This window comes from Streptomyces sp. NPDC012888, assembly GCF_042900645.1.
Classification (GTDB): domain Bacteria; phylum Actinomycetota; class Actinomycetes; order Streptomycetales; family Streptomycetaceae; genus Streptomyces.
In genome coordinates this window covers 515,759-539,757 of record NZ_JBIBBM010000001.1, presented here as the reverse complement: position 1 = coordinate 539,757, position 23,999 = coordinate 515,759, and the positions used below count along the sequence as shown (strand labels likewise).

The window sequence follows — 23,999 nt, the reverse complement described above, 5'->3', positions numbered from 1 at the left end:
GCCCGGGCGGGGGCCGGACGATGCCGTCTCCCTGTCAACGGCACGTACGCCGGGCCGCGACGGTTCAGCGGCCGACTTTTCTTATGGAACTGATTCCTCGAACTCATAGCGCGGAAGGGAACACGCGAGCTAGGTTCACCTGTCATGAACCCGTCCGACGCGACCCGCGTCCGGACGGCTTTTTACGGATGATGTGGAGAACCCATGGCTCATCTGGGATCCGGACGCCGGCGCGCCCTCGCGGTGCCGGTCGGTCTGGCGCTCACGGCCTCGCTCGCGTTCGTGCCCTCGGTGGCGGCCTCGGCGGCCCCGCTCGGCAACAGCGGTGTGACCCAGCCTTCCACCAGCGGCCCCAAGCTCAGCTACGTGGCGAACCTGACCGCGTACGGCTCGGTGAAGCAGGCGAAGAAGGCCGTCGAGCGGGCCGGTGGCACGGTGGTGACGGCCTATGAGCAGATCGGGGTCGTCGTCGCGCACTCCCAGAACCCGGAGTTCGCCAAGCAGCTGCGGACCCAGAAGCACCTGTTCACCTCGGTGGGCGCCACCCGCACGGCCCCGCTCCAGTCGGTGCAGACCACCGAGGAGGGCAGCACCCAGAAGCTCGGCGCCGCCGAGGCCGCGCGCGCGGCGGCGGCCGCCGCCCCGGGCGAGGAGCCGCTGGAGCCCAACCAGTGGGACGTGCGTGCGATCAAGGCCGACCAGGCTCACAAGATCAACGATGGCAGCCAGGACGTCACGGTGGGCGTCATCGACACGGGTGTCGACGACACCCACCCCGATCTGGCCCCGAACTTCTCGCGCGAGCAGTCGGCCAACTGCGTCGGCGGCGTCGCGGACACCTCCGAGGGCGCCTGGCGTCCGTACGCGGACGGCAGCGACCACGGCACGCACGTGGCCGGCACCATCGCCGCCCCGCGCAACGGCCAGGGCATCACCGGCATCGCGCCGGGGGTCAAGGTCGCCGGCATCAAGGTGAGCGAGCCCGCGACCAGCCTGTTCTTCACCGAGGCGGTCGTCTGCGGCTTCATGTTCGCCGCCGAGAAGGGGATCGAGGTGACCAACAACAGCTACTACGTCGACCCGTGGATGTTCAACTGCAAGACGGACGACGACCAGAAGGCGCTGGTGGAGTCCCTCACCCGGGCGACGAAGTACGCCGAGCGCAAGGGCGTCCTCAACGTCGCCGCGGCCGGCAACTCCAACTTCGACCTGGCCGCCGACTCGATCCTCGACGACAGCAGCCCGAACGACACCGTCCCGGGCCCGCGGACCATCGACCCGAAGGTCTGCCTGGACCTGCCGACCCAGCTGCCGGGCGTGGTCACGGTCACCTCCACCGGTGACAAGGGCTTCAAGTCCTACTACTCCAGCTACGGCCTGGGCGTCGCCGACGTCTCCGCCCCCGGCGGCGACCGGTACCAGATCCCGGAGACCCCGGACAAGAACGGCCGCGTGCTGTCCACCGTCCTCGACGGCGGCTACGGCTACAAGCAGGGCACCTCGATGGCCACCCCGCACGTCGCGGGCGTCGCGGCCCTGCTCAAGAGCGCCAACCCGTGGGCCACGCCGGCCCAGCTGCAGCGCATGCTGAAGGCGCAGGCGGACAAGATGGTCTGCCCGGAGAAGGTCTACGACAACACGGGCAACCTGATCGACGCCACCACCTGCCAGAGCAAGTGGGGCCAGACCGGCTACTACGGCTACGGCCAGGTCAACGCGCTCAACGCGGTGAAGTAGCAGACATCGGCAACACCCGGCCGGGGGCCGGGCGGGGGCGGCGCGCCCCCCCCCCGCCCCCGGCGCGTACCGCCGGGACCCTCACGGCTTGATGAGCACCTTCAGCGCGCTGCGGTCGTCCATCGCCCGGTAGCCGTCCGGCACCTCGTCCAGGCCGACCGCGCGGTCGAAGACCGGGGCCGGGTCGATGGTGCCGTCGAGGACGTCCGCCAGCAGCTCGGGGATGTAGGCCCGGACCGGGGCCACGCCGCCGCGCAGGCTGATGTTGCGGTCGAACATGACGCCCAGGTCGAGGCCGGTGCCGCTGCCGTGCGGCACGCCGACGTAGCCGATGGACCCGCCGTCGCGGGTGATGCCGACGGCGGTGCGCATGGACTGCTCGGTGCCGACCGCCTCGATGACCGAGTGGGCGCCCTGGCCGCCGGTGAGCTCCCGTACGGCGGCCTCGGCGGCCTCGCCGCGCTCGGCGACCACGTCGGTGGCGCCGAAGAGCTTGGCGATGTCGGTGCGGGCGGAGTGGCGGCCCAGGGCGATGATCCGCTCGGCGCCGAGCCGCTTGGCCGCCAGTACGCCGCACAGCCCGACCGCGCCGTCGCCGACCACGGCGACCGTGGATCCCCGGCGCACGCCGGCGCCGAGGGCGGCGTGGTGGCCGGTGCCCATGACGTCGGAGAGGGCGAGCAGGGCGGTCAGCAGGTGGTCGTCGGAGGCGGCGTCGGCGGGCAGCTTCACCAGGGTGCCGTCGGCGTGCGGGACCCGGACCGCCTCGCCCTGGCCGCCGTCGTGGCCCACCGAGCCCCAGAAGCCGCCGTGCACGCAGGAGGTGAAGAGGCCCTCGGCGCAGTAGTCGCAGGTCCCGTCGGACCACATGAACGGGGCGACGACCAGGTCTCCGGGGCGGAGGGAGGAGACGGCGGAGCCGGTCTCCTCGACCACGCCCAGGAACTCGTGCCCGATGCGCTGGCCGGGCTGCCGCTGGGCCTCGCCGCGGTAGGCCCAGAGGTCGCTGCCGCAGATGCAGGCCCGCAGCACCCGGACGACCGCGTCCCGCGGCTCCTGGACCGCCGCGTCTGGCACCTCCTCCACGCGGATGTCGTGCGGGGCGTGGATGACGGTGGCGCGCATGGTGGTGCAGTCCTCCGGCTAGGTGGTTCAGTCTTGTATGACTTCCCTACCGTACGCCTGCTCGCGGACCGGGTTCGCCGGGCGGGCCGCGAGTACGCCCGTGGCCAGCAGGTACTGCGCGGCCAGATAGGTCAGCATGATCCAGAAATCGGGCCGGGGCAGCTGTGGCCACTCCGCCACCCCGGTGGCGATCAGCGTGTCCGACAGCAGGAACAGCGCCCCGCCGAGGCCGGCCCGGGCCGCCGGTGCGGCCGACCGCCAGGCCATGGCGGTCAGCAGCAGGCTGTACCCGGCGACGGGGATCCGCAGCTCGGCGGGCAGGTCGCCCCAGAGCAGCCCTACCGTGCCGACGAGGGCCGTCACGTAGACGGCGCCGAGCCACGGGGACACCGGGCGGGTGCCGAACAGCACCAGGTAGCAGACGTGCCCGAGGGCGAAGGAGCCCATGCCGGCGAGGAAGGCGGCCTCGGCGTCGAAGAGCAGGGCCAGGTCCCCGCCCCAGCCGAAGGCCAGGGCGGCGACCAGCAGGCGGGGGGCGCCGCGGGTCAGTACGTACGCGATGAGCAGGGGCATCAGCAGCGGCTTGAACAGGACGTGCCCCGGGTCCCAGCCGGCGAGCAGCGAACCGAGGTCCGCGGCGGTGGCGGCGGCGAAGCCGCCGAGGGCTGCCCGGCCGAGGGTCTCCCGGCGGGCCGCGGCGGCGGCCGCGGCGGGCGCGGCCACCCACGACGGGCCGCCGCCGCGCCCGGCGTCGGCGCTCACGCGGCGCTCTCCCGCGCGGCGGCAGCCGGTGCCCCGGCGGGGGCGGGGGGTGCGGCGGGTGCGGCGGCGGGGGCGGCGGGTGCGGCGGGGGCGGCCGGCTGCCAGCCGGGCCCGCGGAAGACCCGTCCGGCGCGCTCGCCCCAGCTGCGGGCGGCGCGTACGTCGCGGGCGATGGCGGCGTACTCGTGCGTGGCCACGCGCAGCGGGTTGTAGGTGCCGATGTTCTTGGTCAGGCCGTAGACGGGCTGCTCGGTCTCGCCCACCCAGGACCCGAACATCCGGTCCCAGACGATCAGGATCCCGCCGAAGTTGCGGTCGAGGTAGCCGCCCTGCGAGGCGTGGTGGACGCGGTGGTGCGAGGGCGTGTTGAAGACGTACTCGTAGGCGCGGGGCAGCTTCCCGATGCGCTCGGTGTGCACCCAGAACTGGTACAGCAGGTTGATCCCGTAGCAGAACGGGATCACGGCCGGGTGCACGCCGAGCGCCACCATCGGCAGGTAGAACCACCAGGTGGTGGCGCTGGTCCAGGGCTGGCGCAGGGCGGTGGTGAGGTTGAACTTCCGGCTGCTGTGGTGGACCACGTGGCAGGCCCACAGGATGCGGATCACGTGGTGGCCGCGGTGCTGCCAGTAGTAGAGGAAGTCCTGGGCGAGCAACATCAGCGGGACGGTCCACCACAGGAACGGCACGCGCAGCGGCGTGAGTTCGTAGACCGCCGTGAAGACGGCGACGACCGGGAGCTTCCAGAGCAGGTCGAATCCGATGCTGCCGAGCCCCATGGTGACGCTCGTGACCGCGTCCTTGGCGTCGTAGCCGGCGGCGTCCTCGTCGGGATGGAGCCGGTAACTCACCATCTCGATGACGGTGAGCAGGACGAACGCGGGTATGGACCAGAGCACGACATCGGGCAGGTTCGGCATGGGCGCACCTTAGGGGCGGGATCCGGGGTGTCGCTAGGGGTTGTTACCGATCAGTATCCGTCGGGGTTACCGACGGTACAAGGGGAGGGCGCATGACGGGTTGGGAGACGGCCGCCTTACGGGCGGCGGGGGCGGCCGCGGGCGCGCTGGTGCGGGCCAGGCTGGGGCGGGTCCCGGGCGCGGGTCTGACGTCCGCACCGGGCCGGCCGGCACCGCCGTGGCGGCGCCCGGCGGCGCTGGGCGACCGGGAGGTGCGCCACCTGACGGAGCTGCTCGCGGACCGGCTGGGCGAGGCCGCCGCGCGGCTGCCCGGGCACGAGCGGGAGGCGGTGCTGGCTGCGGTGGGTGACGCGTTCGCGGCCGTGGGGCCGCTCGACGCGGACGCCGTGTTCGCGGCGGACCTGGACCCGGCGGCCCTGGCGGCCCGGCTGCCGGTCCCGCCGGGGGCCGGGCTGAGCGGCGCCGCCGAGGCGGTCTGCCGCGACCTGATCCGGCTCACCTGCGTCCACGCGGTGGAGTACGTGACGACGCTGCCCGGGTTCGGGGCCCGGGCGGACGTGGAACTCGTTCGCCGCACCGGCGAGTTGGCGCGGGCCGTGGGCCGGCTGTCGGAGCGGCCGGGCGACGTGGCGGAGGGCGCGGCGCTGGCGTTCGAGGAGCGGTACGCGGCGTACGTGGCCGCCACCCACGGGCGCCTCCAGCTGTTCGGGCTGACGACCGCCCGGGCCCGGGAGGAGTGGCCGCTGGACCTCGCGTACATCAGCCTCAGCGTGAGCGGCGGGCAGCAGCCGCTGCCCGGGGAGCCGGGGCCGCACCGTGCCACCGCCAGGGCGGAGCAGGCGCTCGGGACCGCGGACCGGATCCTGCTGCGCGGTCCGGCCGGCTCGGGCAAGAGCACCCTGTTGCAGTGGCTGGCGCTCAACGCGGCCCGGCGAACGGCAGGGCCGTGGAGCAGCTGCGTGCCGTTCGTGCTGCGGCTGCGGTCCTTCACCACCCTGGAGGCCCTGCCGGCGCCGGAGGCCTTCCTCCGGGCCTCGGGCGTACCACTGTCGGCCCCGGCCGACTGGGTCGAGGACCTCATGCTGAGCGGCCGGGCCCTGGTCCTGGTGGACGGCGTGGACGAGGTCCCGCAACGGCTGCGCACCCGGACGGAGCACTGGCTGCGGTCACTCGTCTCGGCCTTCCCCAGGGCCCGTTACGTGGTGACGACCCGGCCCTCGGCGGTACCGGAGGACTGGCTGGCCGGAGCGGGCTTCACACCGCACTCGCTGCTGCCGATGGAGCGGGAGGACGTCCGGGCGTTCGTCACGCACTGGCACGCGGCCGCACGGACGGAATGCGGCGGCGAGGACCTGGCCGCGTACGAGGCCTCGCTGCTGGAGGCGGTCGGCGCCCGCCGGGACCTGGGCCGGCTCGCCACCAACCCCCTGATGTGCGCGCTGCTGTGCGCCCTGAACCGGGACCGGCGGATGCAGCTCCCCCGCGCCCGCAAGGAGCTGTACGACGCGGCGCTGGACATGCTGCTGGTCCGGCGGGACACGGAGCGGGAGATCAGTGGGGTCGAGGGCGTGTACCTCACCCGGGACGAGCAGATCCTGCTGCTCCAGCGGTTCGCGTACTGGCTGATCCGCAACGGGCAGGTGGAGGCGGGGCGCGAGGAGGCGGTCGAGCTGCTGGACGAGTGGCTCGCGGCGATGCCGCAGGTCCGGGAGCAGGGCGACGCCGAGCGGGTCTTCTCCCACCTGCTGATCCGCAGCGGGCTGCTGCGGGAGCCGGTGAAGGGCTCGGTGGACTTCGTCCACCGGACCTTCCAGGACTACCTGGGCGCGAAGGCGGCGGTGGAGTCGCGCGACTTCGGCGTGCTCGTGCGCAACGCCCACGACGACACCTGGGACGACGTCGTCCGCATGGCCGTCGGCCACGCCCGCCCCGACGAGCGGACCCGCATCCTGCGCGGCCTGCTCCGCCGCGCGGACAAGGTCAGGGGCGCCCGCAGCCGCCTGGTGCTCCTGGCCGCGGCCTGCCTGGAGCACGCCCCCGAACTCGACGCCGCCGTACGGGACGAGATCCGCTCCCGCACGGCGGGGTTATTGCCGCCCCGCTCGCGGGACCAGGCCGGAGAGCTCGCCAAAGTGGGCGAGCTGGTGCTGGACCTGCTGCCCGGCCCGGAGGAGCTGAGCGAGGTGGAGGCGGCGGCCACGGTGCGAACGGCTTCGCTCGTCGGCGGCCAGCGCGCCCTTGACCTGGTCACCAGGTTCCGCGACGACGACCGCTTCGAGGTGTGCCACGAACTGGCCGGAAGCTGGCGCCGATTCGACGCCGAGGCGTACACGGACGCGGTGCTCAGCCGCAGCGCGCTCGGGCCGGTGGTCTTCCTGCAGGTGTACACGGCGGCACAACTGGCGCAACTGCGGCGGCTGCGGCACCTCAAGCGCGTCCGTCTGGACGGTGACCACGGCATCCCGGCCGAGTTGCTGGACCACGGAGCCGAGGAGGTCTACTTCGGGTCCAACCGCATGCTGGACGACCTGTCCGCGCTGTCGGCCTTGCCTCACCTCAAGCTGCTGGGCTTCGACGACTGCTCGGCGGTCGACCTGCGGGGCGTCCGGCGGCTACCGCTGGAGACCCTCTACCTGTACCGCATGCCCAACGGGCTCGACCTGTCACCCATGGTCGAGCTGACCCGGCTGTCCCATCTGGGGCTGGACCTCACACCGGAGGCCACCTGCGTGGCGGACCTTCCGCTCCCCGGCCCCTTGACCGGTCTCGGCCTCTACGCGAGCGCCGAACACATGAGCCTGCGGGGAATCGAGGGCTGGCGCGACTTGGTATGGCTGACCGTGACCGGCCCTCGGCAGGCTTCAGAACTCGCGGACATCCGACCTCCCCGGCTCCGCACCCTGCGACTCCTCAACCACCCCGCGCTCGATCCGGCAACGCTGGTACGCCACCGGAACCTCACCGAGCTCTACCTGAGCACATGCGTGCTCACCAACGGTCTCGAACCCCTCCGGAAGCTGCCGCACCTCAACCGCCTCAGCATCCACCAATGCGGCCCGTCCATCGACCTCGGCCCGCTTGCGGACCTCGACCGGCTGCGCGTGGATCTCACGGCGACCACGCCCGCGCTGGGCAGCGGCCTCTTCCCGCCGGGGCGGCTCCGGCTCTTGTGAACCGCCCGGCGGGACCCCGCGGCTACCAGACCCGGACCGAGCCCCCCGGGGCGAACGCCGGGCTGGTGGCCGCGGCCGGGACCTCCGTCAGCGGGGCGGAGATCTCGGCCACGGTCGGGCCGACCTTCGCGGCGACCGCGTCCAGCAGCGCCAGGTCGAACCCGTACACCCGGGCCGCGTTGCCGCCGGCCATCGCGGCGACCTCGTCCCGCGGGAGGCCCGCGTACGCGATGCGCAGGCCCTCGCGCGAGTACGGGGTGGTGCCCTCGTCGTGGGGGTAGTCGCTGCCCCACATGATCTTGTCGAGGCCGATCCGGTCGCGGAGCGGGACCTCGTGCGGGCGCATGAAGCTCGCGCCGACGAAGCAGTTGTCGCGCCACACCTCCGACGGCCCGCGCCCCATCGCCTCCGCCAGGCCCGCGCCGAACTTGGACTCCGCCGTGGCCGAGGCGGCGACCAGGCGGCCGTGGTAGTAGTCCAGCATCTCCAGGACGCCCGGGATCCAGCCGGAGCCCTGCTCGGTGAGGACCAGCATGAGGTCCGGGTGCCGGCGGAAGGCGCCGCCGAAGATCAGGTGCCACAGCGCGCGGTGCGAGAACCAGGTGGTCTCCACCATGAAGACCGCCCGTGCGGCCGGCTCGTCGCCCAGCGGCGGTGACGCCGAGCCTCCGTGGTGGTTGACGGGGACCCCGAGCTCCGCGCAGACCGCCCAGATGGGGTCGTAGACGGCGGAGTAGAGCTCGGGGACGGGCGAGCCGGGCGGGACGCCGGGGAGCAGGACGCCTCCGGTCAGGCCGGCCTCCCGGGTGCGGCGGATCTCGGCGACCGCGGCGTCCACGTCGTTGAGGAGGATCTGGACCACGCCCGCGCGCCGGCCCGGCGCGTCCGCGCAGAAGTCCGCCAGCCAGCGGTTGTGTGCCTGGAGGCCGGCCCAGCGCCGTTCGTACTCCTCGCGGGTCGGCGGCTGGGCCATCAGCGAGGCGTTCGGGAAGAACGGCGGGATGGTGTTGGGGAAGACGACCTCGGCGACGATGCCGTCGGCCTCCAGTTCGGCCAGGCGGCGGGCGGAGTTCCAGTTGCGGTCGGCGGTGTCGGCGAGCAGGTCCTCGTACGGGTTGACGTAGGTGGCGGCCCAGGCGTCGAAGTCCTCGTGGAAGCGCTTCTCCAGGTAGGGCCTGTAGTCGAGGAGGTCGGCTCCGGCGTGGCAGTCCGCCGAGATCACCGTGTAGCGGTCGTCGTTCACCGGTCCACCCCCAGGACCGGGAAGTCGTGGCCGGTCAGCCAGTGCCGGCCGACCTCCCGGGAGCGGGCCCAGGAGGCTTCGACGGCGGCCTGGTCGGCGGGCTGGCCGAGTTCCGCCGGGGTGGGCCCGATGCGGCGGGCGAGGGGGGCGAGTGCCTCCGTGTCGAAGCCGAAGACCTCGGCCGCGGCCAGGCCCAGCATGCGGCGGCTCTCCGCGACGGGGACGTCGTGGAAGGTGTTGCGCAGCCAGGCGCGCGTGTTGGGCCAGGTGCCCTCGGGGTGCGGGAAGTCGGAGCCCCACAGGATGTTGTCGACGCCGATCTCGTAGCGCTGGGCCAGTTCGCGCCGCTTGGTGTTGGTGGCGCAGACGAAGAACTGCCGGTCGAGGTACTCGCTGGGCGGGCGCTTCAGTTCGGCGAAGGGGGAAAGCTTCTTGCCGCCGTGGGCACCGAGGTAGAGGCGGTCCATGAACCACAGCAGGTTGGGCAGCCACCAGCACCCGGACTCGGCGACGCCGAACCGGAGGCCCGGGTGCCGTTCGAAGACGCCGGACCAGAGCAGGAACCACAGCGGGCGGGCCGGCCACCAGGTGACCTCGGAGACGTAGATGCCGAGGTGGTCGCCGTACTCGTGGCGGGGCGCGGCCCCGGAGTGGGTGACGACGGGCATCCCGGACTCGGCCGCGGCCGCCCACACCGGGTCGTACCGGCGGTCGTGGTAGGGGGCCTTGTCGACCCACATGGAGGGGATCATCAGGGCTCCGAGGCCGGACTCCCTGGCCCGGTGGATCTCGGCGACGACCCGGTCCGTCTCGCCGGTGACCGGGAGCAGGGCGACCCCGCAGTGGCGCCCGGGGTTCTCGGAGACGAACTCGGCGAGCCACCGGTTGTGGGCCCGGGCGCCCGCCATGCCGAGTTCGGGGTCCTGGTCGCCGGAGAGGCCGAGGCCGACTCCGAAGGGGGCGGCGGTCTGGCTGTCGACGGCGTCGGCGTCCGGGAAGACGACCTCGGCGGCCACCCCGTCGCCGTCGAGTTCCTTCAGCCGCTGCGCGGTGTCCCAGCCGCCCCGCAGGCCTTCCTCGTTGTCGTGGAACCACTTCTCGGCGAAGGCCTCGTTGCGGATGCCGAGCCGGGTGGCCTCCTCGCGGCGGGCGTCGCGCTGGCCGAGGAACTCGTCGAACGCGCGGTGGAAGCGGGATTCGAGGTAGGGGCGGTACCGCTCGGTGGGCAGGCCCGCGTGGCAGTCGGAGGAGATGATCAGGTACGGGTCTTCGTACGCGTACTCGCTCACACGACGCTCCTCAGTCGAGGATGAAGCTTTCCAGGTAGGCGGGGTTGGCGCGGTCGAGCATGGACTGCGACCTGGCGCGGATCTGCCGGTCGCTGTGTTCGCCGGCGGGGAGCATCCAGAAGCGGTCGGCGCGGATGCCGTCGACCACCTGCTCGGCGACCTCCTCGACCGGGGTGAACCGCACCTCGTGGCCGGCCTGCTTCATCGCGGCCTCGTACTGGTCGAGGGTGCGGTACGGGCTCCGGCGCGGCCGCTGCTTGGCGTAGCGCTCGGGCCGGTTGCGGTGGGACTCCCACAGTCCGGTGCGGAGCATGTGCGGCCCGGGGAAGAGGACGGAGGCCCCGACCTGGGCGCGCTCCGCCCTGAGGTGGGCGTAGAGGGACTCGGTCATGGTGACCACGGCCGCCTTGGTGACGGCGTACACGGAGGCGGTGGGCAGCGGGGCGATGCCGCCGTCGCCGGAGGAGGTGTTGACGACGTGGCCGGGTTCGCCGCCCGCGAGCATGCGGGGGACGAAGGCCTGGATGCCGTGGAAGACGCCCCAGACGTTGACGGAGAAGGCCCACTTCCAGTCGTTGGGTTCGTGTTCCCACATCCTGCCCTCGGCGCCGGAGCCGACGCCCGCGTTGTTGCAGAGGACGTGGACCGCGCCGAAGGCGTCGTACGCGGCGTCGGCGAGGGCGTTCACCGCGTCGCGGTCGGCGACGTCGACGGTGCGGGCGAGGACCTCGGCCCCGTCGGCGGCCAGCTGTTCCGCGGCGTCGGCGAGGGCGCCCTCCTCGACGTCGGCGAGTACGACGCGCAGGCCCTCGTCGGCGAAGCGGCGGGCCAGGGCGAGGCCGATGCCGCTCGCGGCGCCGGTGACGACGGCCGTCTGTCCGGGTTCCAGCCTCATGTCACACGCTCCCCTCGGGCGGGCCGTCCAGGACCTGCTGGGGGTCGTCGTAGCGTTGGTGGACGTACGGCAGCAGGGCGCGGGCGCTGACCCGCTCCACCACGCGGCCCTTCTGGTCGGTGGTCTTCTCCCCGATGGTGATCTCCACCAGGCGGCGGACGGGGAGGTCGGCCACGGGGTCGTACATGGACTCGCGGAGGATGACGTCCCCGGTGACGTGCTCCAGCCTGCGGACCTTCTCGTTGCGGGTGCAGTGGACGAGGACCGGGTCGTCCTCGAAGCCGGAACCGTCCACGGCGGGGAGGAACTTGAAGTAGAAGTCGGTCTTCGGGGCGGGGGCGGGCGGGGGGAGCTCGCGGTCGACGGCGCCGCGCACCTCGACGAAGGCGATGCCGTGCCGGGCGAGGGCGGCGGAGACCACCAGTCCGTCGCGCTCGACGGTGACCTCGCCGAGCTTCTTGGGCTCTCCGAAGACCTCGCGGCCGCCGGTGAGGGCGCGCTCGTGGGTCATCGGCATGACCAGCGGGTACCAGCCGTCGACTCCGTCGTGGTGGGCGGCGACGGCCACCGATCCGGCGCCGAGCGGGTAGCCGGGCAGGTCGACCTTGCTGATGTTGGCGCGGACCAGGGGGCGGGCGGTGGGTTCGAGGGGCGGCGGGAGGACCGCCGCGACGACGTCCGGGTCGGTCTCCCAGACGGCGACCACGCCGGTGGACCAAATGTCGGGCAGGTCGGTGCTCTTCTCGCGGGAGGCGGCGATCTCGGCCTCGGTACGCGCGCCGTACCGTATGCGTGCCATGGGTGTACCACCCTTCATGGGTTCGTTCCCGGGGGCTCTGTAACACAGTTACACCGACGCCGATGAAGGGTAAAGAGGGCTGCACCGAGCAGAACTGACGGTACGTCGGACAAGGAGGGGGCAACGATGACGCGAACCCCGCTGACCCGCGACGACGTGCTGGACGCGGCCGCGGCGCTGGTCAAGCGGCACGGCCCGGCCGCCCTGACCATGCGCAAGCTCGCCGCCGAACTGGGCACGGCGGTCACCTCCATCTACTGGCACGTCGGCAACCGCGAGTCGCTGCTCGACGCGCTGGTCGAGCGGACGGTGACGGACATGGGCGCCATCCGGCCCGCCGGCCGCACTCCCGCCGACCGGATCGTCTCGGTGGCCCGGGCGCTGCGCCGCGAGCTGCGCGAGCGCCCCCACCTGATCGCGATGGTCCACGAACGCGGGCTCACCGAGCGGATGTTCCTGCCCGCGCAGCAGGCCCTGGTGCACGAGGTGCACGCGGCCGGGCTGCGTGGCGCCCGAGCCGCCGACGTCGTGCGGGCCGTGCAGTTCCAGGTCGTCGGGCACGTCCTGGTGGAACGCAACCGGGAACGCGCCCCCGCCCAGTCCCCCGCCGAGGGCGAGCTGTGGAACCCCCCGCGCGGCCCGGCGGCGGCCAGGACCCCCGGGACCTCCCCCGACGACGCCGCCCTGGCCCGCGCCCTGGCCCGGCCCGCCGAACCGGAGCGGATCTTCCTGCTCTCCGTGCGGGCCCTGGTGGAGTCCCTGCTGTCGCCCGGCACCGGAGCCCGGGACCGGTCGAAGCCGGGGACCCCGACCCCGGGGACCCCGAGCCCGGGGCATTAATCGTTTGGCGCCCGGCCACCGCCGTGATGGGATCGGCTCGTACGGGGGCGGCTCCCCGGCGCGCTTCCTTCTCACCCTTCCGACACCTCTCGCGCGCCTACTCTCCGCCCCCGTCCGTGTCGTCCCAGACCCGTGGAGGGGAAGCCCTGTTGCTCGCTGCCGAGTCCGTCCTGCTGCGCCGGATCCAGACCGTGTACGTGGACGCCGGCCCCGGGGCCGGGACCGGCACCGGACGCGGCGGGGATCCCGGGTCCGGGACCGGCCCCGGCGGCGCGCACCGCGCCGGACCGGCGCTGCGCAGGCTCGAAGCGGAGCTCCTCGGCCGCGGCTGCACCCTCTCGCCCGCCCTGCACGCGGCCCTGTCCGCGCTGCCCGGCGGGGAACTGGCCGCCACCCACACCCGCGTCGTCGCGCTGGCCGACCGCCTCATGGGCTCCGACCGGACCCACAACCCGCTGTTCCGCGAGTTCCCCCGGACCGTCCCCCGGGACACCGAGGCCCTGTACGTGGACCGGGTCTTCGCCCACCTGCTCCAACAGCCGGACCAGCCCTGCGTGCTGTGCGGCGAGGGCCGGACCGTCCACGCCGTCTCCCCCTGCGCCCACCTGGTGTGCCGGCTGTGCTGGGACGGCGCCGACTACTCCGGCTGCCCGCTGTGCCACCGCCGGCTCGACGGCGACGACCCGTTCCTGCGGCCCGTGCGCGCGGTCGGCGCGGCGAAGCCCCCCACCACCGGCCCGCTGCGCCTGCTCCGCCTGGGCACCGACCGGGCCGCCGACGCCACCGCGATCGTCGGCGCCCTGCTGGCCCGCCGCACCCCGCTCTCCCCCCAGGACCGGCACGACCTGCTGACCCTGCTGCCGCTCAGCCCCGCCGGACGCGGCCTGCTCCCCGAGGACATCCCGGTCCGGGAGACGAAGGCGCTGGTGATCGGCACCCTGCTGGGCCGTCCCCCGGCTGGCGCCGAGGAGGCCGTACGGGCCCTGCCGGCCGAGCGGCTGACCACCGCAACCGACGTGCTTCGGGTCCTCTCCGTGCTGTCGGGCGGGTCCGCGGGGCTGCTGCCGCTACCGCAGTTCATCGGCCCGCACCGGGCGCTGCGCCGGCTGCTGCTGGCCGTCCTCGACGGACTGCCCACCCCGTTCCTGGTCGAGGACCTGCTGCGGCACCCGACCGCGTGGAAGCGGGCCGCGGAGCCCCTGCACCCCTTCGAGCAGCACGCCCGGCACCCCCGCGCGGCCCTCGCCTTCGCCGTGCTGCGCGAGACCCGCGTCGACGCCGGTACCTCCTTCGGCGCGGCCCTGCTGGAGACCGCGGCCGACCACCCCGACGCGGTCCGGGTGGTCGGCGACCGGATCCGGCCCGCCACCTGGGCCGGCCGGATGGAACGGGCCCTGGCCGCGGGCGATCCGGGCCCGGCCGCCGCGCTCGCCGGCGAGCGTCCCGGCGAACTGGTCCGCCGCCTCGACCACCTGCTGCGCCTGCACCCCGCCGACGCGGACGCCCCGGTGCCGGAGCTGGCCGAGGCCCTGGCGCGCGGGCTGCCCCGGGTGGGGCCCGGGCCGTTGCTGTCGGCGCTGGGGGCGCTCCGGGTGCGTGCCGAGGACCGGACGGGACGCCGCCGGGTGTTCTTCCCCCGCGCGGAGGTCACCCGGGCCCTCGCCCTGCGCGAGGTGCGGCCCCCGCTGCCCGCCGCCCTGACCGGGGCGGTCGTGCGGGTGCTGGAGGCCGAGGTGCTCCGCCGGTTCGCGGGCGGGGCCGGGGAGCCGTACGAGCTGGCCGTGCTCGACCCCGAACTCGGCGACCTGGCCGTCCCCTTCGCCGAGCACGGTGCGGCGGCGTCCCTGGTGGCGGTGCCGCGCGGCAGCATGCAGTCCCTGCCATCCGGCGAGGTGGTCCGGCTGTTCCTGCACTGGCGGGAGCCGGAGGGAAGGCGGACCGACCTCGACCTGTCGGTGGCGTTCTTCGACGCGGACTGGCGTTTCACCGGCCTGTGCGACTACACCTCGCTCACCCACGGCCGGGGCGCCGTGCACTCCGGGGACCTCACCTCGGCCCCGGCACCCGACGGCGCCACCGAGTACGTGGACCTCGACCCGGCCGTGCTCGCCCGCGACGGCGACGCGTACGCCGTGCCGATGGTCTTCAGCTTCAACAACGTGGCCTTCGAGGAGCTGCCGGACGCCTTCGCCGGGTTCATGGCCCTGCCGGCCGGCGTCCCGCGCGACGCCGGCTACCACCCGCGCGCGGTCCGCCGCCGCTTCGACCTCGTGGGCGACTCCAGCGTGACCCTGCCGATGGTCGTGGACCTGGCCGCCGGGCGCGCCCTGTGGGCGGACGTCCACCTGCCGCCCGCCGAGGGTTTCCAGAGCGTCCGCTCGCAGGGGCCGCGGCTGGGCCGGGTCGCCCGCGACCTGTGGGAGCAGTACGGCTCCGGCACCCGAGCCACGCTCTGGGACCTGACGGTGTGGCGGGCGGCCGTCCGGGCCCGCGAGGTGGCCGTCGTACGCCGGGCCGGCCCCGACGACGGCTCGGGTCCGACCGGGGGCTCCGACGAACTGTGGCTCTACCGGCGCGGGCCCGGCGAGGAGCCCGGCGCCTTCGCGGCCAGGATCGCCGGCCCGGTGGCGGCCGGGGGGACCGGGGGGACCGGGGCGGCGGACGAGGCCGGCGCGGACGGGGCGGCCGGTGGCCCCGACGAGCGGCTCGCGGTTCCCGACGCCCGCGCGGCGGCCGCCGAACTCGCCTCCGGCAGGCGGGTGTTCCTGGCCACGGTGGACGCCGGCGTGGCGCCCGCCCGCGCCACCGGCACCTCCTACCGGCTCTTCCCGGGCCCCGGCGACGCCGCCGAAGCGCTCGTCCGGGTCACCGCCGCGGACCTGGTCGCGGAACTCGGGTGAGCGGCCCCGGTCACCGCCTCGGGCAGCGGGGTGTCAGTCGGGGCCCGTATCCTCTGTGACCATGCTCGACGACCGTACGACCGCAGAGACGACGTGGCCGGCCGCGTACCCCCAGGGGTACGCGGTCGTCGACGTGGAGACCACCGGGCTCGCTCGCGACGACCGGATAGTGTCCGCCGCCGTCTACCGGCTCGACGCGCAGGGCAACGTGGAGGACCACTGGTACACGCTGGTCAACCCGCAGCGGGACCCCGGCCCGGTCTGGATCCACGGCCTCACCACCGAGGTGCTGTCCGGCGCGCCGCTCTTCGCGGACATCGCCGGGGAGTTCGCGGACCGGCTGGCGGACCGGGTGCTGGTCGCCCACAACGCCATGTTCGACTGGCAGATGATCGCCCGGGAGTACGCCCGGGCCGAGGGCGCGGCGCCGGTCCGCCAGCGGCTGTGCACCATCGCCCTGTCCAAGGAGCTGAACCTCCCGCTGCCCAACCACAAGCTGGAGTCCCTCGCCGCCCACTTCGGCGTCGTCCAGCAGCGCGCCCACCACGCCCTGGACGACGCCCGGGTGCTGGCCGAGGCCTTCCGCCCGTCGCTGCACGCGGCCGCGCGGGACGGCGTACGGCTGCCGCTGCTGGAGTGCCGGCCGCTGACGGAGTGGTCGGACACCCCGGCCGCGCCCCGGTTGGGCCACCAGCGCGCGTACGGATCGGCCAACAGCTGGCGTCCCTCGCGCAGGCGGCCGCCCTGCCCGTACCCGAACCCGGGGCGGTACACCGACGGCAGCCCGCTCAAGCAGGGCATGCGGGTCGCCTTCTCCGGGGACACCTCGGTCGACCGGGAGCTGCTCGAGGACCGTGCCGTGGAGGCCGGGCTGCACGTGGCGAGCAGTGTGTCCCGGCTCACCAGCCTGCTGGTGACCAACGACCCCGACTCGGCCACCTCCAAGACCGTCAAGGCGAAGGCGTACGGAACGCCGGTCGTCGACGAGGCGGCCTTCACCCAACTCCTGCGGGACGTGGCTCCGGCAGACGGGTGAGCCTGGGGCGACTCGCCAGGGCGCCGCTCGCCCGCCCGGCCCGTCCGGTCCCACGCTGTGGCGCATGGCACGTTGCGAGGTCTGCGGAAACGACTACGGCATGTCCTTCGAGGTGCACGCGCAGGGCGCGGTGCACGTCTTCGACTGCTTCTCCTGCGCCATCCACCGCATGGCGCCCATCTGCGAGCACTGCCGCGTCCAGATCATCGGGCAGGGCGTCGAGGTCGAGGGCCAGTGGTTCTGCGGCGGGCACTGCGCCCGCGCGGAGGGGAAGGTGGGCATCGTCGACCGTGTCTGAGCCCGGCCGGCCGGCCCTCCTCGAGGGGCCCCTCCGGCCGCGGGGGGTGACCCCACCGCGAGGGCCGGCCGCGCCCGGGGGTACCGTCGAGGGCGTGTACCGCTTCGTCCTGACCCGGCAGTGGGTGTGCCTCACCCTCGTCGCCCTCGTCCTCATCCCCGTGATGGTCAAGCTGGGGTTCTGGCAGTTCCACCGCCACGAGCACCGGGTCGCGCAGAACGAGCTGATAGCGGCGAACCTGGACGCCGCGCCGGTCCCCGTCACCGAGCTCACCTCCCCCGGCCACACCGTGCCGCGCTCCGACCGCTGGCGATCGGTCACCGCCACCGGCACGTTCGACGCGGAGCACGAGGTCGTCGTCCGGATGCGGACCAACGGGAACGACTCGGTCGGCTTCCACGTCCTGACCCCGCTGGTGCTGACCGACGGCCGGGTGGTCCTGGTCAACCGCGGCTGGGTGGAGGGGGGCGACGACCCGCGGGCCTACCCCCCGGTGCCGGCGCCCCCGGCCGGCGAGGTCACCGTCACCGGACGGCTGAAGCCGGACGAGACCAGCGGCGGCAGCGGCATCAAGGACCGCAAGGGCCTGCCGGACCGCCAGGTGATGCTGATCAACAGCGAGCAGCAGGCCCGGGCCCTGGGCAAGCCGGTGCTCGGCGGCTACCTGGAACTCACCGCGCCGGAGCCGGCAGGCGGCAGGCCGGAACCGATCGGCGCGCCCGACCACGACTCGATCGGCGCGCACATGGCCTATGCCGTGCAGTGGTGGCTGTTCGCGGCCGGGGTGCCGGTGGGCTGGGTGGTGCTGGTGCGCCGGGAGCGGCGCGACCGCGAGGCGGAGGCCGCACGGACCGGCGCCGGGGACAGGGAAGCGGTCAGCGCCTGACGTGGCCTAACGTGGGCGCATGGATCTTGGACTGAAGGACCGCGTCTACGTCGTCACCGGAGCCACCCGCGGGCTGGGCCTGGCCACCGCCCGTGAACTGACCACCGACGGGGCGAAGGTGCTCCTCACCGGCCGGGACGCGGACCGGGCCGCTGCCGCCGCCGCGGAGCTGGGGCCCAACGCCGTGGGCGTGGCCGCGGACAACGCCGACCCGGGGTCGGCCGCCCGGCTCGTCGCGGCCGCCCGGGAGCACTTCGGGCGGTTCGACGGCGTACTGGTCAGCGTGGGCGGCCCGGCGCCGGGCTTCGCGGCGGACAACACGGACGAGCAGTGGACGGCCGCGTTCGAGTCGGTGTTCCTGGGGGCCGTGCGGCTGGCCCGGGCCGCCGCCGCCGAGCTCGGCGAGGGCGGGGTCATCGGATTCGTGCTGTCCGGGTCGGTGTACGAGCCGATCCCCGGGCTGACCATCTCGAACGGTCTTCGCCCGGGCCTGGCCGGCTTCGCCAAGTCCCTCGCGGACGAACTGGGGCCGCGCGGGATCCGGGTGGTCGGGCTGCTCCCCGCGCGGATCGACACGGACCGGGTGCGGGAGCTGGACGCGCTCTCCGGGGACGCCGAGGCGGCCCGCGCGCAGAACGAGTCGCGCATCCCGCTGCGCCGCTACGGCACTCCGGAGGAGTTCGGCCGTACGGCGGCGTTCCTGCTGTCCCCGGCGGCGTCCTACCTGACCGGCGTCATGCTGCCGGTCGACGGCGGCGCGCGCCACGGCTTCTGAGACCCCCGACGGCCGTACCGGGTACGGGACCAGAGATCATGATCATGACCTCGGCCCGCACCCGGCGGCGCCGGGTCCCTGCGACGGGAGAACCATGCGCACCTTCACCCCCGGCAGGGCCGCGGCCCTGGCCGCGACCTTCCTGGCCGGCACGCTCGGCACCGCGACCCCGGCCTCGGCCGCCACCGTGCACGCGCGTACCGTGCACTTCGGCGCGTTCCAGTGGGACTCCCCCGGCCGGGACACCACCACCGTGGCGTCCCGGAACGGCGAGTGGCTGGACATCCACAACAACACCGGCCGCACGGTGAACCTCAGGGGCTGGAAGGTGCGGGGCAGCGACTCCCGCTGGGACTACACCTTCGGCACCTACCTGGTGCGCCCCGGAAAGACCGTCCGCCTGCACTCCGGCCCGGGCCGGAACTCCGGCTCCAACGGGACGGGGCTCGGGCACGTCTACTGGAACTCGCGCACGCACGTCTGGTCGAACGTGTCGGCGCAGCCGGCGCTGCACCGGCCGGAGGATCCCTTCTTCCTGAAGACCTGCCGGGCCGGCACCTTCTGGAAGACCCGCAGCCCGCACAGCTGCCACGAGTACCGGTCGTCCTGACGGCTCGCCCGACGGCTCAGTCGGACAGGCCGGCGAGGTCGCGGAGGCGGCGGGCCTGGGCGGCGCGCTCGGCGGTGCGCTGCTCGTCGTAGGTGCGGCCGGCGGCGCCGCGGAGCAGGGCCTTGGTCTCGATCACGGCGTCGCGGGGCGCGGCCACCAGGGCCGCGGTCAGGTCCCGTACGGCGTGGTCGAGCTCGGCGGCGGGCACGACGAGGTTGGCCAGGCCGGTCCGCTCGGCCTCCTCGGCGTGGACGAAGCGGCCGGTGGCGCAGATCTCCAGGGCGCGGGCGTAACCGACCAGGGAGACGAGGGGCTGGGTGCCGCCGAGGTCCGGGACCAGGCCCAGGCTGGTCTCGCGCATGGCGAACTGCACGTCGTCGGCGACGACCCGCAGGTCGCAGGCGAGGGCGAGCTGGAATCCGGCTCCGATCGCATGGCCCTGTACGGCGGCGATGGTGACGATGTCGTTCCGCCGCCACCAGGTGAACGCCTCCTGGTACTCGGCGATGGTGGCGTCGAGCAGCTCGTCCGAGCCGCGCGCCAGGTCGAGGAAGGACGGTTCGCCCTCGAAGCCCTCGGGGGTGAACGCCTGCCGGTCGAGTCCGGCGGAGAAGGACTTGCCCTCGCCGCTGAGGACGACGACCCGGACCGATCCGGGGAGCGACCGACCGGCCTCCGCCAACGCCCGCCAGAGCGCGGGAGACTGGGCGTTTCGCTTGGCCGGGTTGGTCAGTGTCACCGTGGCGATCGCGTCGTCGACCGAGAGCCGTACGCCGTCCTTGTCGAGCAGGTCCATCCGTGCCTCCGGGTGGTTACTTGTGCAGCTCCACTTAAGTGACTGCACAGTAACCACCCGGACGACCCAGTGGCCGACCGGGGGTCACCGTACGTTGTGTGGTCCTCGGCTTCGGGCCCTCGATCAGGCCGTGGCCGCCTTCTTGCCGCGCGTCGCGCCACCGCGGCCACGCAGCGTGACTCCGGACTCGCTGAGCATCCGGTGGACGAATCCGTAGGACCGGCCCGTCTCCTCGGCCAGCGCCCGGATGCTCGCACCGGAGTCGTACTTCTTCTTCAGGTCTGCCGCGAGCTTGTCGCGCGCGGCGCCGGTCACCCGGCTGCCCTTCTTCAGAGTCTCGGCCACCCGTGCCTCCTCATGGGAAGTGCGCTCTGGACTCTCATGATCACCCCTCCCGGGCTTCCTGGCCACCCATTCAGCAAGGTCCGTGCGGCGGCATTTCCGCGCAGGTGGACGCCCGAGCAGAACGGAATCTGCCCTTCCGTCGCATGACCTCCATCACATTTCCCGGAATCGGGAATGAATCGGCAGGTCAGGAGGGCGGAAAGAACAGGGACGGCCCCGGTCGCGCCCTCGTGCGGGCACGGCCGGGGCCGTTGTACAGCGCGCGACGGTACGAGACCGTCTCACTCAGATGACGGATCACCCCTGAGCCGAATGATCCATAAGGAACTGGATCAACGGGTCAGGCGAGGGCGACCAGGTCCCGGTAGTCGGGACCCCACAGGTCCTCGACCCCGTCCGGGAGCAGGATGATCCGCTCCGGCTCCAGGGCCTCCACCGCGCCCTCGTCGTGGGTGACCAGGATGACCGCGCCCTTGTAGGTGCGCAGCGCCCCGAGGATCTCCTCGCGGCTGGCGGGGTCCAGGTTGTTCGTGGGCTCGTCGAGGAGCAGCACGTTCGCCGAGGACACCACGAGCGTGGCCAGGGCCAGGCGGGTCTTCTCACCGCCGGAGAGTACTCCGGCCGGCTTGTCCACGTCGTCGCCGGAGAACAGGAAGGAACCCAGCACCTTGCGGACCTGCACCAGGTCGAGGTCGGGCGCCGAGGAGCGCATGTTCTCCAGGACCGTGCGCTCGGGGTCCAGGGTCTCGTGCTCCTGGGCGTAGTAGCCGAGCTTGAGGCCGTGGCCGGGGGTGACCTCGCCGGTGTCGGGCTTCTCGGCGCCCGCCAGCAGGCGCAGCAGCGTGGTCTTGCCGGCGCCGTTGAGGCCGAGGATGACGACCCGGGAGCCCTTGTCGATGGCGAGGTCGACGTCGGTGAAGATCTCCAGCGAGCCGTAGGACTTCGACAGGCCCTCGGCCGTCAGCGGGGTCTTGCCGCAGGGTGCCGGGTCCGGGAAGCGGAGCTTCGCGACCTTGTCGGAGACGCGGACGGCCTCCAGGCCGGACAGGAGCCGGTCGGCGCGCTTGGCCATGTTCTGGGCGGCGACCGTCTTGGTGGCCTTGGCGCGCATCTTGTCGGCCTGCGCGTTGAGGGCGGCGGCCTTCTTCTCGGCGTTCTGGCGCTCGCGCTTGCGGCGCTTCTCGTCGGCCTCGCGCTGCTGCTGGTACAGCTTCCAGCCCATGTTGTAGACGTCGATGACCGACCGGTTGGCGTCCAGGTAGAAGACCTTGTTGACCACGGTCTCGACCAGGTCGACGTCGTGGGAGATGACGATGAAGCCGCCGCGGTAGGTCTTGAGGTAGTCGCGCAGCCAGACGATGGAGTCGGCGTCGAGGTGGTTGGTCGGCTCGTCGAGGAGCAGGGTGTCGGCGTCCGAGAACAGGATCCGGGACAGCTCGACCCGGCGGCGCTGGCCGCCGGAGAGGGTGTGCAGCGGCTGGCCGAGGACGCGGTCGGGCAGGCCGAGGGCGGCCGCGATGGTGGCGGCCTCGGCTTCCGCGGCGTACCCGCCCTTGGTGAGGAACTCGGTCTCCTGGCGCTCGTACTGCTTGAGGGCCTTGTCGCGGGTGGCGCCGGTGCCGTTGGCGATGCGGTCCTCGTTGGCCCGCATCTTCTTGATCAGCGTGTCGAGGCCGCGGGCGGAGAGGATCCGGTCGCGGGCGAGGACGTCGAGGTCACCGGTGCGCGGGTCCTGCGGGAGGTAGCCGACCTCGCCGGAGCGGGTGATGGCGCCGGCGGCGGGCTGGCCCTCGCCGGCGAGGCACTTGGTGAGGGTGGTCTTGCCCGCTCCGTTGCGGCCGACCAGGCCGATCCGGTCGCCCTTGGCGACACGGAAGGAGGCGTTCTCGATGAGGATGCGGGCGCCGGCGCGCAGCTCGATGCCGGTGGCGGTGATCACGGAAATACTCCAGTGCGGTATGGACGGCGGAAGGGGGCGGTACGCGAGGCTTCTACGCCGCTAGTCCGCGAGGAGATTTGCCATGGGATTCATTCTACAAGTGGTGCGCAACCGGTTTTGAGGACCGCGGGTCGCCCGTTCGGCCCTCGGTGCGGGCCGCGTGATCAGGGACGTATCAGGATGAAGGGGTGGACACCCCCCGCCGGGGCCGGCCGCCCGGCCTCCTGGTCCGCCGATCCGAGGGCGAGGCGCGATGCAGTTCGACGACAACGCCGATCTGGACACCTCCCAGGTCAAGGACGTGCGCGGGAGCCGCATCCCGGGCGGCCGGGCAACGGTCGGCGGGGGCCTCGTCGGCATCATCGCCCTGGTCATGGGCCTGCTCTTCGGGGTGGGTCCCGAGCAGCTGGGGCTCTCCTCCGGCGATCCGGAGCCCTCGGCCACCTCGTCCTCGATGGCCCAGGTGCAGCAGGCCTGCCGCACCGGGCGGGACGCCAACACGCGCGAGGACTGCCGGCTGGTCGGGGTGGTGAACAGCGCGCAGGGCTTCTGGCGGCAGGAATTCGCCCGGCGGGGCGGGCGGTACGCCCCGGCCTCCACCGTGTTCTTCACCGGGCGGGTGAACACCGCCTGCGGCGCCGCCACCAAGGAGGTCGGGCCGTTCTACTGCCCCGCCGACCGGCAGGTCTACCTGGACCTCGGCTTCTTCGAGGAGCTGCGGACGACGTTCGGGGCGGCCGGCGGGCCCTTCGCCCAGGCGTACGTGGTGGCCCACGAGTACGGGCACCACGTCCAGAACCTGATCGGCACCCTCCAGCGGGCCCAGGACGGCCGGGCCGGCGCCACCAGCAACGCGGTCAGGGTGGAGCTGCAGGCCGACTGCTACGCGGGGGTGTGGGCGAGGAACGCCACCACCAGCCCCGCCGCGTCCACCGGCCGGCCGCTGATCACCTCGCTGACCGACGACGACATCCGGGACGGACTGGACGCGGCGGCCGCGGTGGGCGACGACCGGATCCAGGAGAAGCTCCAGGGCCGGGTCACCCCGGAGACCTGGACGCACGGCTCGGCCGAGCAGCGCCAGCAGTGGTTCTTCCAGGGCTACCGCACGGGTGACATGGCGCAGTGCAACACCTTCCGCTGAAGCCCGGCCGGGACCGCTGCCGCCTGCCAGACTGTGGCGTGAGTCACACGAACCGGAGCGAGAGGGGTCGTGACCTTCATGGCAGGCACACCGTCGATCAGTCCGACGCTGACGTACCAGGACGCCCACGCGGCGATCAGACTGCTCACCGAGGCCTTCGGGTTCACCCGGGTCGCCGTCTACGAGGGAGACGACGGCTCGGTGCGGCACGCGGAGCTGTCCTACGGCAACGGCATGGTGATGCTCGGCAGCCGCGGCACGGGCAGCACCTTCGACCGGCTGATGGGTGCGGAGCCGGGTCCGGCCGGGGTGTACGTGGTCGTCGAGGACGTCGACGCGCACCACCGGCGGGCGGTGGAGCACGGGGTGGAGATCCTCATGGAGCCGACCGACCAGGACTACGGGTCCCGGGACTACATGGCCCGGGACCCGGAGGGCAACATCTGGAGCTTCGGGACGTACGCCCCGACCGTGTGAACCGGCGTCG

The 23,999-nt window shown here is 73.4% G+C and carries 21 protein-coding genes; 11 read left to right on the top strand and 10 right to left on the bottom strand.

The features are described 5' to 3' along the window. Positions 1–204 precede the first annotated feature (204 nt). A complete protein-coding gene (locus tag ACFY61_RS02340) occupies positions 205–1,737 on the top strand; it encodes a S8 family serine peptidase (RefSeq protein ID WP_389465804.1) in 1,533 nt (510 codons plus the stop codon). Positions 1,738–1,818: 81 nt separating this feature from the next. On the opposite strand, the gene ACFY61_RS02335 is transcribed toward ACFY61_RS02340, so the two are convergent. The 3 genes from ACFY61_RS02335 to ACFY61_RS02325 are packed head-to-tail and all read right to left on the bottom strand — an operon-like array spanning position 1,819 to position 4,544. After that, a complete protein-coding gene (locus tag ACFY61_RS02335; RefSeq protein WP_389465802.1) occupies positions 1,819–2,862 on the bottom strand; it encodes a zinc-dependent alcohol dehydrogenase family protein in 1,044 nt (347 codons plus the stop codon). Between the two features lie 27 nt (positions 2,863–2,889). After that, complete coding sequence (locus ACFY61_RS02330; RefSeq protein ID WP_389465800.1) at positions 2,890–3,624, bottom strand: lysoplasmalogenase; 735 nt, start codon at positions 3,622–3,624, stop codon at positions 2,890–2,892. Continuing rightward, the gene (locus ACFY61_RS02325) at positions 3,621–4,544 is read right to left on the bottom strand and encodes a sterol desaturase family protein (protein WP_389465798.1); all 924 of its coding nucleotides are present in this window, start codon (positions 4,542–4,544) and stop codon (positions 3,621–3,623) included. The genes ACFY61_RS02330 and ACFY61_RS02325 overlap by 4 nt, the downstream gene beginning before the upstream one ends. 92 nt (positions 4,545–4,636) lie before the next feature. Here ACFY61_RS02325 and ACFY61_RS02320 point away from each other — a divergent pair, with 92 nt between their 5' ends. After that, the gene (locus ACFY61_RS02320) at positions 4,637–7,717 is read left to right on the top strand and encodes an NACHT domain-containing protein (RefSeq protein WP_389465795.1); all 3,081 of its coding nucleotides are present in this window, start codon (positions 4,637–4,639) and stop codon (positions 7,715–7,717) included. Between the two features lie 22 nt (positions 7,718–7,739). Here the strand turns inward: ACFY61_RS02320 and ACFY61_RS02315 are convergent, their stop codons facing one another. Genes ACFY61_RS02315 through ACFY61_RS02300 form a run of 4 tightly spaced genes read right to left on the bottom strand, consistent with a single transcriptional unit; the run spans position 7,740 to position 11,943 of the window. Further along, positions 7,740–8,960, bottom strand: coding sequence for an amidohydrolase family protein (locus ACFY61_RS02315; RefSeq protein WP_389465792.1), 1,221 nt, complete (start codon positions 8,958–8,960; stop codon positions 7,740–7,742). Further along, the gene (locus tag ACFY61_RS02310; protein ID WP_389465789.1) at positions 8,957–10,249 is read right to left on the bottom strand and encodes an amidohydrolase family protein; all 1,293 of its coding nucleotides are present in this window, start codon (positions 10,247–10,249) and stop codon (positions 8,957–8,959) included. The genes ACFY61_RS02315 and ACFY61_RS02310 overlap by 4 nt, the downstream gene beginning before the upstream one ends. Before the next feature lie 10 nt (positions 10,250–10,259). After that, positions 10,260–11,144, bottom strand: a complete 885-nt coding sequence (locus tag ACFY61_RS02305) for an SDR family NAD(P)-dependent oxidoreductase (protein WP_389465786.1) — start codon at positions 11,142–11,144, stop codon at positions 10,260–10,262. Between the two features lies 1 nt (position 11,145). Beyond that, entirely contained in the window at positions 11,146–11,943 is a 798-nt protein-coding gene (locus tag ACFY61_RS02300) for an acetoacetate decarboxylase family protein (RefSeq protein WP_389465784.1), read from the bottom strand. 126 nt (positions 11,944–12,069) lie between these two features. On the opposite strand from ACFY61_RS02300, the gene ACFY61_RS02295 reads away from it, so the two are divergent. The 7 genes from ACFY61_RS02295 (at position 12,070) to ACFY61_RS02265 (ending at position 19,288) form a co-directional block, all read left to right on the top strand. After that, complete coding sequence (locus ACFY61_RS02295) at positions 12,070–12,783, top strand: TetR/AcrR family transcriptional regulator (RefSeq protein ID WP_389465781.1); 714 nt, start codon at positions 12,070–12,072, stop codon at positions 12,781–12,783. Between the two features lie 149 nt (positions 12,784–12,932). Beyond that, positions 12,933–15,683: an MXAN_6230/SCO0854 family RING domain-containing protein gene (locus ACFY61_RS02290; protein ID WP_389465779.1), complete on the top strand. Its 2,751-nt coding sequence runs from the start codon at positions 12,933–12,935 to the stop codon at positions 15,681–15,683. Between the two features lie 55 nt (positions 15,684–15,738). Next, complete coding sequence (locus tag ACFY61_RS02285; protein WP_389465776.1) at positions 15,739–16,719, top strand: DEDDh family exonuclease; 981 nt, start codon at positions 15,739–15,741, stop codon at positions 16,717–16,719. A 64-nt stretch (positions 16,720–16,783) separates the two neighbouring features. Further along, positions 16,784–17,017 (top strand): hypothetical protein, encoded by a 234-nt coding sequence (locus ACFY61_RS02280; protein ID WP_079431638.1) that lies wholly within the window; start codon positions 16,784–16,786, stop codon positions 17,015–17,017. A gap of 94 nt (positions 17,018–17,111) precedes the next feature. Then, entirely contained in the window at positions 17,112–17,903 is a 792-nt protein-coding gene (locus ACFY61_RS02275) for an SURF1 family protein (RefSeq protein WP_389465773.1), read from the top strand. Between the two features lie 19 nt (positions 17,904–17,922). Beyond that, positions 17,923–18,678 carry an SDR family oxidoreductase gene (locus ACFY61_RS02270; RefSeq protein WP_389465771.1) on the top strand — a complete coding sequence of 252 codons (756 nt, stop codon included), beginning with the start codon at positions 17,923–17,925 and terminating at the stop codon, positions 18,676–18,678. Positions 18,679–18,772: 94 nt separating this feature from the next. After that, complete coding sequence (locus tag ACFY61_RS02265) at positions 18,773–19,288, top strand: lamin tail domain-containing protein (RefSeq protein WP_389465770.1); 516 nt, start codon at positions 18,773–18,775, stop codon at positions 19,286–19,288. Between the two features lie 16 nt (positions 19,289–19,304). On the opposite strand, the gene ACFY61_RS02260 is transcribed toward ACFY61_RS02265, so the two are convergent. From ACFY61_RS02260 to ACFY61_RS02250, 3 genes are all read right to left on the bottom strand, one after another. Continuing rightward, entirely contained in the window at positions 19,305–20,084 is a 780-nt protein-coding gene (locus tag ACFY61_RS02260; RefSeq protein WP_389465767.1) for an enoyl-CoA hydratase/isomerase family protein, read from the bottom strand. Positions 20,085–20,207: 123 nt separating this feature from the next. Next, positions 20,208–20,429 carry a helix-turn-helix domain-containing protein gene (locus ACFY61_RS02255; protein ID WP_018518904.1) on the bottom strand — a complete coding sequence of 74 codons (222 nt, stop codon included), beginning with the start codon at positions 20,427–20,429 and terminating at the stop codon, positions 20,208–20,210. 340 nt (positions 20,430–20,769) lie between these two features. Next, positions 20,770–22,368 (bottom strand): ABC-F family ATP-binding cassette domain-containing protein, encoded by a 1,599-nt coding sequence (locus ACFY61_RS02250; protein ID WP_389465763.1) that lies wholly within the window; start codon positions 22,366–22,368, stop codon positions 20,770–20,772. A gap of 253 nt (positions 22,369–22,621) precedes the next feature. Here ACFY61_RS02250 and ACFY61_RS02245 point away from each other — a divergent pair, with 253 nt between their 5' ends. Both ACFY61_RS02245 and ACFY61_RS02240 read left to right on the top strand, forming a co-directional pair. Next, positions 22,622–23,512, top strand: coding sequence for a neutral zinc metallopeptidase (locus tag ACFY61_RS02245; protein ID WP_389465761.1), 891 nt, complete (start codon positions 22,622–22,624; stop codon positions 23,510–23,512). A 78-nt stretch (positions 23,513–23,590) separates the two neighbouring features. Next, positions 23,591–23,989 carry a VOC family protein gene (locus ACFY61_RS02240; RefSeq protein ID WP_389465759.1) on the top strand — a complete coding sequence of 133 codons (399 nt, stop codon included), beginning with the start codon at positions 23,591–23,593 and terminating at the stop codon, positions 23,987–23,989. Positions 23,990–23,999: the final 10 nt, after the last annotated feature.

Bases quoted from the DNA above. Each gene is read 5' to 3' on its own strand.
- ACFY61_RS02340 (WP_389465804.1), top strand. From the start codon at position 205: ATGGCTCATCTGGGATCCGGACGCCGGCGCGCCCTCGCGGTGCCGGTC.
- ACFY61_RS02335 (WP_389465802.1), bottom strand. From the start codon at position 2,862: ATGCGCGCCACCGTCATCCACGCCCCGCACGACATCCGCGTGGAGGAG.
- ACFY61_RS02325 (WP_389465798.1), bottom strand. From the start codon at position 4,544: ATGCCGAACCTGCCCGATGTCGTGCTCTGGTCCATACCCGCGTTCGTC.
- ACFY61_RS02320 (WP_389465795.1), top strand. From the start codon at position 4,637: ATGACGGGTTGGGAGACGGCCGCCTTACGGGCGGCGGGGGCGGCCGCG.
- ACFY61_RS02305 (WP_389465786.1), bottom strand. From the start codon at position 11,144: ATGAGGCTGGAACCCGGACAGACGGCCGTCGTCACCGGCGCCGCGAGC.
- ACFY61_RS02300 (WP_389465784.1), bottom strand. From the start codon at position 11,943: ATGGCACGCATACGGTACGGCGCGCGTACCGAGGCCGAGATCGCCGCC.
- ACFY61_RS02295 (WP_389465781.1), top strand. From the start codon at position 12,070: ATGACGCGAACCCCGCTGACCCGCGACGACGTGCTGGACGCGGCCGCG.
- ACFY61_RS02280 (WP_079431638.1), top strand. From the start codon at position 16,784: ATGGCACGTTGCGAGGTCTGCGGAAACGACTACGGCATGTCCTTCGAG.
- ACFY61_RS02270 (WP_389465771.1), top strand. From the start codon at position 17,923: ATGGATCTTGGACTGAAGGACCGCGTCTACGTCGTCACCGGAGCCACC.
- ACFY61_RS02265 (WP_389465770.1), top strand. From the start codon at position 18,773: ATGCGCACCTTCACCCCCGGCAGGGCCGCGGCCCTGGCCGCGACCTTC.
- ACFY61_RS02260 (WP_389465767.1), bottom strand. From the start codon at position 20,084: ATGGACCTGCTCGACAAGGACGGCGTACGGCTCTCGGTCGACGACGCG.
- ACFY61_RS02245 (WP_389465761.1), top strand. From the start codon at position 22,622: ATGCAGTTCGACGACAACGCCGATCTGGACACCTCCCAGGTCAAGGAC.
- ACFY61_RS02240 (WP_389465759.1), top strand. From the start codon at position 23,591: ATGGCAGGCACACCGTCGATCAGTCCGACGCTGACGTACCAGGACGCC.